The 11,876-nt window shown below is 70.3% G+C and carries 12 protein-coding genes and 2 tRNA genes; 8 read left to right on the forward strand and 6 right to left on the reverse strand.

Annotated features, from left to right (window positions below; translation table 11 throughout):
* Positions 1–315: 315 nt before the first annotated feature.
* On the reverse strand, positions 316–948 hold the full coding sequence (gene sigK / locus CFK39_RS08310) for an ECF RNA polymerase sigma factor SigK (protein WP_089065075.1): 633 nt from the start codon (positions 946–948) through the stop codon (positions 316–318).
* Positions 949–1,038: 90 nt separating this feature from the next.
* Positions 1,039–1,740: a fasciclin domain-containing protein gene (locus CFK39_RS08315; protein ID WP_245822374.1), complete on the reverse strand. Its 702-nt coding sequence runs from the start codon at positions 1,738–1,740 to the stop codon at positions 1,039–1,041.
* Positions 1,741–1,971: 231 nt separating this feature from the next.
* On the opposite strand from CFK39_RS08315, the gene CFK39_RS08320 reads away from it, so the two are divergent.
* The 5 genes from CFK39_RS08320 (at position 1,972) to CFK39_RS08340 (ending at position 4,171) form a co-directional block, all read left to right on the forward strand.
* Positions 1,972–2,045 (forward strand) — tRNA-Ile (locus CFK39_RS08320).
* Positions 2,046–2,066: 21 nt separating this feature from the next.
* Positions 2,067–2,246 carry a DLW-39 family protein gene (locus CFK39_RS08325; protein WP_089065076.1) on the forward strand — a complete coding sequence of 60 codons (180 nt, stop codon included), beginning with the start codon at positions 2,067–2,069 and terminating at the stop codon, positions 2,244–2,246.
* A gap of 12 nt (positions 2,247–2,258) precedes the next feature.
* Positions 2,259–2,334: transfer RNA gene (locus tag CFK39_RS08330), tRNA-Ala, on the forward strand.
* 312 nt (positions 2,335–2,646) lie between these two features.
* Positions 2,647–3,426 carry a CHRD domain-containing protein gene (locus CFK39_RS08335; protein ID WP_089065077.1) on the forward strand — a complete coding sequence of 260 codons (780 nt, stop codon included), beginning with the start codon at positions 2,647–2,649 and terminating at the stop codon, positions 3,424–3,426.
* A 1-nt stretch (position 3,427) separates the two neighbouring features.
* Entirely contained in the window at positions 3,428–4,171 is a 744-nt protein-coding gene (locus CFK39_RS08340) for a class F sortase (RefSeq protein WP_089065078.1), read from the forward strand.
* Between the two features lie 45 nt (positions 4,172–4,216).
* Here CFK39_RS08340 and CFK39_RS08345 read toward each other — a convergent pair whose 3' ends face one another.
* Complete coding sequence (locus CFK39_RS08345; protein ID WP_089066342.1) at positions 4,217–4,645, reverse strand: Lrp/AsnC family transcriptional regulator; 429 nt, start codon at positions 4,643–4,645, stop codon at positions 4,217–4,219.
* 161 nt (positions 4,646–4,806) lie between these two features.
* On the opposite strand from CFK39_RS08345, the gene CFK39_RS08350 reads away from it, so the two are divergent.
* The gene (locus CFK39_RS08350; RefSeq protein WP_089065079.1) at positions 4,807–5,427 is read left to right on the forward strand and encodes a LysE family translocator; all 621 of its coding nucleotides are present in this window, start codon (positions 4,807–4,809) and stop codon (positions 5,425–5,427) included.
* Positions 5,428–5,443: 16 nt separating this feature from the next.
* Here CFK39_RS08350 and CFK39_RS08355 read toward each other — a convergent pair whose 3' ends face one another.
* Complete coding sequence (locus tag CFK39_RS08355; protein WP_089065080.1) at positions 5,444–6,931, reverse strand: XRE family transcriptional regulator; 1,488 nt, start codon at positions 6,929–6,931, stop codon at positions 5,444–5,446.
* 182 nt (positions 6,932–7,113) lie between these two features.
* Between CFK39_RS08355 and aceA the strand changes: the two genes are divergently transcribed.
* Together aceA and aceB are read left to right on the forward strand one after the other, a co-directional pair.
* A complete protein-coding gene (gene aceA, locus CFK39_RS08360; protein WP_089066343.1) occupies positions 7,114–8,439 on the forward strand; it encodes an isocitrate lyase in 1,326 nt (441 codons plus the stop codon).
* Positions 8,440–8,536: 97 nt separating this feature from the next.
* Positions 8,537–10,216: a malate synthase A gene (gene aceB, locus CFK39_RS08365; protein WP_089065081.1), complete on the forward strand. Its 1,680-nt coding sequence runs from the start codon at positions 8,537–8,539 to the stop codon at positions 10,214–10,216.
* 73 nt (positions 10,217–10,289) lie between these two features.
* On the opposite strand, the gene CFK39_RS08370 is transcribed toward aceB, so the two are convergent.
* Positions 10,290–11,426 (reverse strand): RNA polymerase sigma factor, encoded by a 1,137-nt coding sequence (locus CFK39_RS08370; RefSeq protein WP_089065082.1) that lies wholly within the window; start codon positions 11,424–11,426, stop codon positions 10,290–10,292.
* The gene (locus CFK39_RS08375; RefSeq protein WP_089065083.1) at positions 11,423–11,830 is read right to left on the reverse strand and encodes a YciI family protein; all 408 of its coding nucleotides are present in this window, start codon (positions 11,828–11,830) and stop codon (positions 11,423–11,425) included. The genes CFK39_RS08370 and CFK39_RS08375 overlap by 4 nt, the downstream gene beginning before the upstream one ends.
* Positions 11,831–11,876 lie beyond the last annotated feature (46 nt).

An 11,876-nucleotide genomic window follows, 5' to 3' on the forward strand; every position in this document is an offset into this window, starting at 1 on the left:
GGTCGCGGGGAGGGGACCTCGGCCGGTGCGACGTCGGGAGCCTCAGCCCTGGCCGTGTCGGTCTGCGTCTCCTCCTGCTCCGGGAGGGGGAGAGCTGGCGGGTGGTGCCGATGCGGGCCATCACTGCGGCCTTCAGCTCCGGGCGCGGGGCGAGCGGGGGGAGGCTGCCGGCGAGCTCGGCGGCGGTCTCCTCGAAGGCGGCGGCCTCGGCGGCGGCCTCGGTATCCTCCTCGAGGTAGCGGCGCATCTGCTCGCGCTCCTCCGCGTCCAGGGCGTTCAGGGCCCAGGCACCGGTCATGGTGTGCTTCTGCTCGTTCACGAGGTCACCCCCAATCTGTCCCGCAGCACGATCATGCCGTCCCGGATCCGAGTCTTCGCCGTCCCGATGGGGATGTCGAGCAGGGCGGCCACCTCGCGATGGCTGTATCCGCCGAAGTAGGCGAGGCGGATCGCCTCTGCCTGCGCCGAGGTGAGCGCTCCCATCGCCGTCTGCACCCGCTGGCTCTCGACCCTCATGATCCCCTCCTCCTGAACATCCACGACCTGCTGCTCCATCTGCAGCAGACCTTCCTCGGAATCCCTCCGGCGCGAGGCTTCGCTCGAGCGCACCGTATCGACCGCGCGGCGGTGGGCGATGGTGCACAGCCAGCCCCGTGCGCTGCCGCGATGGGCATCGAAGCGGGTGGCCTGCCGCCATACCTCCACGAACACCTCCTGCAGCACCTCCTCGCTCATCGCCACGTCCCGCACCACGCGCCGGATCAGTCCGAACAGCAGCGGTGCGGTGTCGTCGTACAGGTGGGAGAAGGCGTCCTCGTCGCCGAGAGCGATGCGGCCCAACAGCTCGGGGAGCGTGGGTGCCCGCAGCTCCTCACCGTGCAGCGGGCGCAGAGCGGCATCACCGGGTGACCGGTTCGCCGCGTCGGCGGGGGTGGGCTCCGGAGGCATGCGACTCCTTCTGTGCGGGGGCCCGAGCGGGCGGAGGGGGTGGTGCGCCCACCCCTCGCCCGCTCGGGGCGACAGTGCAGTCTGTCCCGCTCAGCCCTGCTCCGCCATCATCGGAGGCATCAGAACGGTATCGATCAGGTAGACGGTCGCATTCTGGGTCTGGACCCCGCCGCAGATCACGGCCGCATCGCCCACCATCAGATCATCACCGCTGCCGGTGACCTCGACGTCCTCACCCTGGACGGTGGTGAGGGTGCCGGCGATCTCGTCCGGGGAGAGCTGACCGGGCACCACGTGGTAGGTGAGCACCTCGGTGAGGCCCTCCGCGTCGCCGGCCAGGGCCGTCAGGTCATCGTCGGGGATGGCCGAGAAGGCGTCGTCCACCGGGGCGAACACGGTGAACTCGTCACCGTCGAGGGTGTCGGCCAGGTCCACGTCCGGGTTCAGCTCGCCCGAGATCGCCGAGGTCAGCGTCGTGAGCATCGGGTTGTTCGAGGCGGCGACGCTGACCGGGTCCTGGGCCATGCCCTCGACCGAGCCGGCGCCGTCGGGCACCATCGCGGCATAATCCGCGCAACCCGGGCCGACCAGGTTCGCCGCCGGGTCCATGGCCATCTCGCCGCCATCGTCGGAGGTCATTCCGCCCTCCTCGGCGGACTGCTCCTGCGTGGCGGCGGGCTGCTCGCCCTGGGAATCGGGTGCATCCTCACCCATGCCGCCGGAGCAGGCGCTCATCAGGGCTGCGGTGGCGACGAGGACCCCGAGACGGGGAAGGATCGTGGATCTGCTCATGACGAACTCCTTGGGATGCTGCGGACACGCTCACTGTGCGAGCGCCGGACATCCCCGGAAGGGGAGTCACATCAGGAGTTCGGAGCCGGGAGGGGATCGGATGGGACGTGAACCGGGGAGCGCTGTGACCTCCGAAACACCGACCCCCGCGAGTTGGACGGCGCGCCACGTGCGCCGTACAGTGGTGCGTCGGTGGTCGACATCCGGAGCTGCTCCGGTCGTTGCCCCCATGGGCCTATAGCTCAGTCGGTTAGAGCGCTGTCCTGATAAGACAGAGGTCACTGGTTCAAGTCCAGTTAGGCCCACTTCGAGGATCGGAGGAACTCATGAAGAAGTTCATCACCGCCGCCGTCCTGACCGGGACGTCGATCGCGGGACTCCTCGTTTGGCGGAAGGTCGAATCCGACCGCATCCGCAATGATCTGTGGAACGAGGCGGAGCGCATCTCCGCCGAGCAGGACACCGAGTCGGCGTCGGCACAGCCCGCACCGGCCCGTACCGCCTGATATTCCACGCACGGGGACTTAGCTCAGTTGGTAGAGCGGTAGCTTTGCAAGCTTCAGGTCAGGGGTTCGACCCCCCTAGTCTCCACCAGGCACCAGGCAGAGGCCCTCTCCCGGATACGGGGGAGGGCCTCTCGTCATCGCCGCACCGGTGCTCGCCCGGCGAGGGACGTGTCGGCAGGGCGCGGGTGGGGCGCAGCGGCCGACCGATCGTTCGGCTCTGTCGGTGACTGCATAGTCGCAGGTGAGACCCGATTCCGGCACCGTCGTCCGGCCCCGGGACCGAGGGGGAGGACCGCTTCGAGGATTTTCTCCAATCCGCTCGCCGTCATGCTCCGAACCCCTCCTGGATCGCCGCCCACGACGGCCGAAGGGTCGTCCGGCGTTCGACGAAGGAGTCATCATGCGTACGACGACGAAGCGACTGCTCCCCCTCTTCGCGGCCACGGTCGCCCTCGGCACGCTCGGCGCCTCCGGTGCTGCGCTGGCCGACGACCATGACGGCGGGCAGGGGTCCACCACTCTCGAGGCCCACCTCAGTGAGCTGAACGACTCCGGAGCCTCCGGCACGGCGTGGATCACGCTCGACGGCAATGAGGTCACCGTGAAGGTCGACAGCTCCGGGATGCTCGCCGAGGCCCCCCACGCCCAGCACATCCACATCGGCGGCACCAACCAGTGCCCGGACCCGAACATGGAGGGCACCGGTGTCGACGGAGCGATCCGCACCACCGACGCCGCCGACTCCTACGGCGGCGTGCAGGTCTCGCTGACCAAGGACGGCGACACCAGTCCGGACAGTGCCCTGGCCGTGGACCGCTTCCCGGTCGGTGACGCCAACTACGAGCGCACCTTCGAGGTCAGCGACGACGTCGCCGCGAGCCTCGAGAAGGGTGACGGCTCCGTGGTGCTGCACGGCGTGGACCACAACGGCAACGGCACCTACGACGGTGACCAGGAGTCCGACCTGGACCCGAGCCTGCCCTCGGAGGCCACCGATCCCGCCGCCTGCGGCACCCTCGACCTGGCCCAGATGGAGCAGTGGCCCGAGGGCGGTGCCGAGACCGGTGACGGCACCACCGCCGGCATCGAGCAGTCCGGCGCCCTGCTGGCCGGCGGCGGTCTGCTGACCGCAGCGGCTGCCGGTGGCTTCGCGCTGCGTCGTCGTCAGACCCAGAAGTGAGATGAGCCCCCAGGGAGCATCCCGTCACCACGGCGGCCGTCGCCCGGCGGTCGCCGTGGTGACGGTCCTCGCCCTGCTCGGCGCAGCCCTCCTGGTGTTCGCGCTGACCAGCCAGGTCGGCGCACCGCCGGAGCCGCCGCTGCGCAGCAGCGGCGCGATGGCCGGCGACGGCGCTGAGGAGCCGTCGGACGGCGGGGGCGCAGAGGCGTCGCCCGTCCCGACCAATGCGGCGGCCGACCCCTCACAGCAGCCGACCAGCGCAGCACCTGAGGAGCCCGTCGTGGCCCCCATGGCCGCGTCGGAGCCGACCGGACTGCGGATCGACGCGATCGGCGTCGAGGAACAGCTCTTCCCGATCGGTCTCGGAGCCGAGGGGGAGCTGCTCGCGCCCCGTGGCGACCAGGCGGATCTGCCGGCCTGGTTCGAGGGTTCGCCCACCCCGGGGGAGACCGGACCCGCCGTCATCGAGGGCCATGTGACCTGGCACGGTGATCCGTCGATCTTCTTCGAGCTCGGGGGTCTGGAATCCGGTGACCTCATCGAGGTCGACCGCGAGGACGGGACCGTCGCGACCTTCGAGGTCTATGACGCGGCCCGGTACCCCAAGGACGAGTTCCCCACTGTGGCCGTCTACGGCAGGACCGACGGGCCGGAGCTGCGTGTGATCACCTGCAGCGGCGACCTGGACGGGGACGAGCACCACCTGGACAACACCGTGATCTCTGCCCGGCTCATCGAGAACTGAAGACAGGCGAGGACCATCCCCGGGATGACCCCGCCATCCCGGGGACTATGTGGTCCGCAGCGAGCTGAACAGCAGACTCGTCTGGGTGGAGTTCACGCCCGGGATGGCGCGGATGCGTTCGAGCACCAGGTCGAAATCGGAGAGGTTGCGGCAGCGCAGCTGGATCACCAGGTCCCAGGTGCCGGTGGTCGAGTGGAACTGCTCGATCTCGGGGTAGCCGCGGATCTCGTGGACGATGTCGTGATTGCGGCGGGTGTCGGTCGCCACGAGCATCACGCCCTGCACGGAATCCTGCTCGAGGTCGCTGCTGACCCGGATCGTGAAGCCCTCGATCACCCCGGTGTCCACGAGCCGGTCGATCCGCGAGGTGACGGTCGAGCGATTGATCCCCAGCTCCCGCGCCAGGACCGCCACCGGAGTGCGGCTGTTCGAGCGCAGAAGGGCGATGAGGCGGTAGTCCAGGTCGTCGAGCACGCAGTCAGCGTAACGCCACCAGGCAGAGTGTTGGAGCATTGCGCATCCTGCCCGCAACTCGGCGATTGCGGCGCCACATCGCCGACCTCTATCTTCTCTCTTGGCCCAGGTGAGGGCATGGTTTTCGGGAGTTGCTCCCGCTGAGAGTCGAAGGTGGCGAAGTGCTCGATGTGTCCGTCCTGCCCGCGTTCCTCGTGGCGGTGGTGGTGATCCTGGTGACCCCGGGGCCCGATATGGCGTTCCTGGTCGCGACCGGCATCAATCAGGGTCGTAGAGCGGCGGTGCGCGGAGCCTTCGGCGTGACCTCCGCGATGACCATCTGGGTGCTCGTCGCGGCGACGGGGTTGGGGGTCGCGCTGACGCAGCTGCCCGCCGCCCTCGATGCGATCCGGATCGCCGGCGCCGGCTACCTGGCCTTCCTCGCCATCACCACCTGGCGCAGCGCCGGGGCGGAGATCACGGAAGCGGGGACGGTCCCGAACGTGTTCCGGCGCGGCTTCCTGGTGAACATCACCAATCCGAAGGTAGCGCTGTTCTTCGTGGCCTTCCTGCCCCAGTTCCTCGGCTCGGCGGGGGAGCACCCCCTCGCGCAGATGCTCATGCTCGGCCTGCTGCTCCAGCTCATCGGGCTGGTCGCGGACATCACCATCGGCAGCACGGCCGGGCTCTTCCGGGATGCCGTGCTCGGCCGGCGCCGCGTCCGCCTGGCCCTGGACGGTGTGGCGGGCACGGTCTACGGGGGGCTCGCCGTGCTCCTGCTGCTCGGGGTCGTCCGCGGATAGCAGCGCAGAGGCGCCCTCAGGCCCCGTCGACCGCCCCCGACGGCGCATGCCGCTCGAGGAACTCGAGCATCGTCACCCGATCCACGCCGGTGAAGGTGCCGGTCGGCATCGCGGCCAGCAGCGAGGCGTGCAGCCGTGCGACCGGCCAGACCGACCCCTCCCAGCGGTCCACCAGCGCGGGATCCGGCTCCCGGCAGCAGGTGGGGTCGGGGCAGGACGACCCGTGGCGCACGGTCGTCTCCCGGCCCCGGAACCACTTCGTGTGCTGGAAGGCGGTCCCGACCGAGATCGAGAACTCCCCGCCCGGGCCGGACTCGATGTGCGAGGTGCACCAGTAGGTGCCTCCGGGCTTGTCGGTGTACTGGCAGTACTGGCGCATCCGGTCCTCGCTGCGGAACACCCGCCGCGCGCTCCACCACCGGCACACCCGCTGCCCCTCCACCGCGCCGAGCGCATCGGTGGGGAAGCGCACCGCATCGTTCTGGTAGGCCTTGAGGATCGTGCCGGAGGCGTGGACCTTCAAGAAGTGCACGGGGATGCCCAGATGACGGGTGGCCAGGTTCGTGAAGCGGTGGGCGGCCATCTCGTAGTTCACCGCGAACTCGTCGCGCAGGTCCTCCACGCTCAGCTCCCGCTGCGCCTTCGCACTCTGCAGGAAATCGAGCGCCCCGGCTTCGGGCAGCAGCAGGGCGCAGGCCAGGTAGTTCGTCTCCACCCGCTGGCGCAGCAGCTCGCCGTAGTCGGCCGGTTCGTCTTTGCCCAGCACATGCGCGGCGATCGCCTGCAGCACCGTGGAGCGGGGATCCGAGGTGGAGCGGCCCAGCGGCAGGTAGATCCGCATGTGCTCCGAGTCGGTGATCGACCGGGTGGAGTGCGGCAGGTCCGCCACCGAGTGCAGGGAGAAGCCCAGCTTCGCCGCCAGCAGCGAGACCTTGCTCTGCGAGAGCGGACCGCCCCGGTGCCCGATCTGCTCCAGCAGGTCGCGAGCGACCTCTTCGAGCGCGGCGTCATAGTTCCCGGCCCGGGACTGCTCCTCGCGCAGCTGCCCGTTCACCCGCCGCGCCTCCTCCGGGGTGGCGGCGCGCTGCTCGTGCAGGCTGCGCAGCTCCTCATGCAGCGCCAGGATGGTCTCGATCGCCGCGTCCGAGAGGGACTTGCGCACCGGCAGTTCCGGCAGCGGCAAGCTCCGGTACAGCGCACCGGCCTGCGCCTTCTCCAGTGCGATCTCGAGTGCCGCCCGACGGTTAGGCGGCTCCGGCTCCAGCAGGTCGTCCACCCCCACCTCGAGGGCCCGAGCGATCCGACGCAGCTCGCCGAGCTTCAGCTCGCGCCTGCCGTTCTCGATCACCGACAGCTGGGAGGGTGCCCGCTGCACGGCGGCGGCGAGCTCAGCCAGGGAGAGCCCGCGCTCCTGCCGGCGGGCGCGGATGCGTTGGCCGATCAGCAGCGGATCGAAGTCGTCGTCGGCCGTCGCCGGAAGAGATGCCGCCGCGTGGTGAGCCATGCGGACACGGTGCCACAGAAATGTTCTGCCGAACAGAAATACTGCTGAAGTTCTTCGAATCAGGGGCTTCCGGGGGTCTTGCGGGGCCCGCAGAGTGTGACTACCCGATGAAGTTCGTCGATTGCAGCATCCGCTGCGAAGTTCCGACCCCGATGACCACAGCCCCACCCGAGGAGCCGATGATGACCGCACCCCTGCCTCCCACCACTGCCCGCCCCGGAGACCAGACTATGACCGCCCAGGAGCTCGCCCGCGACTGGGAGATCGATCCCCGCTGGCGGAACGTGCGCCGCGATCACACCGCCGAGGATGTCATCGCACTGGCCGGCCCCGTCCGGGAGGAGCGCACCCTGGCCCGCCGCGGCGCCGAGACCCTGTGGGACCTGATCGAGCAGAACACAGCCGATCCCGAGCACTGGGTGCGGGCGCTCGGTGCGCTGACCGGCAACCAGGCCGTCCAGCAGGTCCGCGCCGGGCTGCAGGCCATCTACCTCTCGGGCTGGCAGGTCGCGGCCGACGCGAACCTCTCGGGCAAGACCTACCCCGATCAGTCGCTCTACCCGGTCAACTCCGTGCCCGCCGTGGTGCGCCGCCTCAACAACGCCCTGCAGCGCGCGACCCAGATCGAGTTCGCCGAGACCGGCTCCACCAGCCGTGAATGGATGGCCCCGATCGTCGCTGACGCCGAGGCCGGCTTCGGCGGCCCGCTGAACGCCTACGAGCTGATGCTCTCGATGATCGAGGCCGGCGCCGCCGGGGTGCACTGGGAGGACCAGCTGGCCAGTGAGAAGAAGTGCGGGCACATGGGCGGCAAGGTCCTGGTGCCCACCTCCCAGCACGTGCGCACCCTCAGCGCCGCTCGTCTCGCCGCCGATGTGGCGGGAGCGCCCACGGTGATCATCGCCCGCACCGACGCGCTCGCCGCGAACCTGCTCACCAGTGACATCGATGAGCGTGACCAGCCTTTCCTCACCGGCAAGCGCACCGCGGAGGGGTTCTATGAGGTGCGCGGCGGGATCGAGTCGGTGATCGCCCGGGGCCTGGCCTATGCGGAGTACGCAGACCTGCTGTGGGTCGAATCCGCCGAACCGGATCTCGAGCTGGCCCGCACCTTCGCCGAGCGGATCCACCGCGACTTCCCCGAGCAGAAGCTCGCCTACAACTGCTCGCCGAGCTTCAACTGGAAGCGGCACCTGGACGACGCCCAGATCGCCTCCTTCCAACGTGAGCTCTCGGCCATGGGTTACGCCTTCCAGTTCATCACCCTGGCCGGCTTCCACTCGCTGAACCACGGGATGTTCGAGCTCGCCTCGGGATACCGGGAACGGCAGATGAGCGCCTACGTCGAGCTGCAGGAAGCGGAGTTCGCCGCCGCGGACCGCGGCTTCACCGCGCATAGGCACCAGGCCGAGGTGGGCACCGGGTACTTCGATCGGGTCGCCACCGCCCTGAACCCGGCCTCCAGCACTCTCGCGCTGGCCGGCTCCACGGAGTCGGCGCAGTTCTGAACGACGCCTCTCAGCACCGCGCAGCCCACCACCGCCTCCTACCGGCCCGCGCCCCGCCGTCGGCCCCCACGCACCACCTCCCCGAAGGAGCAGGACCATGACCCTCACCCAGCACCAGCGCCCCGCCTCGACCGGCAGCCGCTCCTCCCCTCCGGCTTCCACCCCCGCGTCCCCGAGCTGGATCGACCAGCTCGGATCCGCCGAGCACCGCTTCGAGGAGATCCTCACCCCCGAGGCGATGACCTTCCTCGCTGCGCTGCACGACCGCTTCGCCGCCCGCCGCTCCCAGCTGCTGACCTCCCGGGCGATGCGGCGCGAGGCGATCTCCTCAGGGGCGATGTTCGACTTCCTCCCGGAGACGGCCGCGATCCGCGACGATCCGACCTGGCAGGTGGCCGGCGCCGGCCCGGGCCTCGAGGACCGGCGGGTGGAGATCACCGGCCCCACGGACCGGAAGATGACCGTCAACGCGATGAACTCCGGCGCGAACGTGTGGCTGGCCGATGGTGAGGACGCGCTGAGCCCGACCTGGCACAACGTCATCACCGGGCAGCTCACCCTGCACGACGCGATCCGGCGGCGGATCGACTTCGTCACCGACGAGGGGAAGGAGTACCGGCTGGGGGAGCGGACGCCCACCATCGTGTTCCGGCCCCGCGGCTGGCATCTGCCCGAGCAGCAGCTGCGGTACCAGCGGGCCGACGGCCGCTCCTGCCGTGCCTCTGGCTCGCTGGTGGATGCCGGGCTGTACCTGTTCCACAACGCCCGTGAGCTGATCGCCCGCGGCGCCGGTCCTTACCTCTACCTCCCCAAGCTCGAGTCCCATCAGGAGGCGCGGCTGTGGGACGAGGTGTTCACCTTCACCGAGCAGCACCTGGGTCTGGAGCACGGCACCATCCGGGCCACGGTGCTCATCGAGACGCTGCCGGCGGCATTCGAGATGGACGAGATCCTCTTCGAGCTGCGTGACCACTGCGCGGGGCTGAACGCCGGCCGCTGGGACTACCTGTTCTCCGTGATCAAGCAGTTCCGCGACCGGGGACGGAACCGGGTCCTGCCCGACCGGGGCCAGCTGACGATGACGGTGCCGTTCATGCGGGCCTATACCGAGCTGCTGGTGCGCACCTGCCACCGGCGCGGCGCCCATGCGATCGGTGGGATGAGCGCCTTCATCCCCGACCGCCGCGAGCCCGCCGTCACTGCGAACGCGCTTGCAGAGGTCAGCGAGGACAAGGCCCGCGAGGCGGCCGACGGGTTCGACGGCACCTGGGTCGCCCACCCCGACCTGATCCCCGCCGCCCGCGCCGAATTCGACGCCGTGCTCGGGCAGCACCCCCATCAGCTCGAGCGGCAGCGCCAGGATGTGCACGTCACCGCGGCGGACCTGCTGGACCTGCGGGTCGAGGGCGGCAGGATCACCACTGCCGGCATCCGGCAGAACATCCGGGTGGCACTGCGCTACCTCGACTCCTGGCTGCAGGGACGGGGAGCGGTCGCGATCGACCACCTGATGGAGGATGCCGCGACCGCCGAGATCTCCCGCTCCCAGCTGTGGCAGTGGATCAACCAGGGGATGCTCACCGAGGAGGGCATGCCGATCCTCAAGGAGCGGATCGAGTACTTCATCGACCGCTGCGCCGAGGAGCTCGCCCGCGCGGAGGAGCCCGGAGGGGGAGGCCGTGCCCGGGAGGCGGCGGAGCTGCTGAAGGAGGCGGTGCTGGGGGAGGAGTTCCCGGCCTTCCTCACCACTGCGGCATACGAGCGTCACCTCCGCTGAAGCACCCGCGGCACCCGCGCCGATTCGGACCCGGGTGCCGCGGAGCAGCGCGGGCAGGATGGCGCGGCCGTCCTCACGCGGAGTTCAGCCGCGCGGCCTGCCGCAGCAGATGATCCCGCTCCGCCGTGCTGGCGGCCGTCCGCGCCGCCGCGGCGTACCGGCGGGCCGCCAGGGCGGCGTCCCCGTCGGCCTCGTGCAGGTGCGCCGCTACCGCCGCATGGCGCGGCAGGGTCTCCTCGAGCTCCGTGAGAGCCGTCAGTCCGCCCCGCGGCCCCGCGACCTCTCCGAGCGCCACCACCCGGTTCAGCCGGGCGATCGGGCTGTCCGTGAGCGCCACCAGCTCGTCGTACCACTCGAGGATCTGGGGCCAGTCGGTCTCCGTCGTGCTCGCGGCGTCCGCGTGCAGGGCGGCGATCGCGGCCTGGGCCTGGAACTCCCCGAGCCGGTCCTGACCCAGTGCCGCCTGCAGGATCCCGATGCCCTCTTCGATCAGGTCCGGGTCCCAGCGGGTGCGGTCCTGAGCGTCCAGCGGCACCAGGGCGCCCCGGGCCGTGAACCGTGCCGCCCGCCGCGCGTGGTGCAGCAGCATCAGCGCGAGCAGCCCGGCGACCTCGGGATGCGCGCGCACGGACCGCAGCTGCCGGGCGAGGCGGATCGCCTCTCCGGCGAGGTCCACGTCCCCCGAATAGTCCTCGTTGAAGATCAGGTAGAGCACCCGGAGCACGGTGGCGACGTCCCCCGGCCGGTCGAGTCGCTGCCCGGCCAGGGTGCGCTTGGCACGGGAGATGCGCTGGGCCATGGTCGCCTCGGGCACCAGGTATGCGGCCGCGATCTGGCAGGTGGTGAGCCCGCCGACGGCCCGCAGCGTGAGGGCGATCGCCGAGGCCGGGGTCAGCGACGGGTGCGCGCACAGGAAGAACAGCTCCAGCGAATCGTCGGCCGCGGAGACCGACCCGGGAGCGGGATCGTGCTCGAACCGCTCCTCCCGGTGATGGCGGGCATCCTCCGCCCGCACCTGGTCGAGGAACTTCCGCCACGCGACGGCCACCAGCCAGCCCTGTGGATCCCGGGGAGGTTCACGCTCCCAGGCTGTGAGCGCCGCGATCAGTGCTTCCTGCACGGCGTCCTCCGCCGCCGCGAAATCCGCCCCGCGGCGGCGGAGGATGCCGATCACTGCGGGCACCAGCTCCCGCAGCCGGGACTCGTTCATCCCGTGGTCGGGGGAGTCACGCCGTAGAAGGGGCGCAGCTCGAGCCACTCGTGGATCGCAGCGCCGTCCTTGCCGGGCGCGGCCGAGAGCTCCCCTGCGAGCTCGATCGCCCGCTCGTGACTGTTCACGTCGATGATCATCCAGCCGGCGATGAGGTCCTTGGTCTCCGCGAACGGACCGTCGGTGACCGGAGGTCGACCCTCCCCGTCGAAGCGCACCCAGAGGCCCTCGGGGGAGAGGGCCTGAGAATCCACATACTCACCGGTCCGGGTGAGCCGGTCGGCGAAGTCGTTCATGTACGCCACGTGGGCATCGACCTCGTCGGGGGCCCACCGGTCCATCGGTACGTCGTTCACGGCGGTGGGGGCGCCGCGGTAATGCTTGAGCAGCAGGTACTTGGCCATGAGGTCTCTCCTTCGAGCGGTGCGACCCATTGTGGTCGCCTGCACC

The sequence above is a fragment of the Brachybacterium avium genome, assembly GCF_002216795.1.
GTDB lineage: Bacteria > Actinomycetota > Actinomycetes > Actinomycetales > Dermabacteraceae > Brachybacterium > Brachybacterium avium.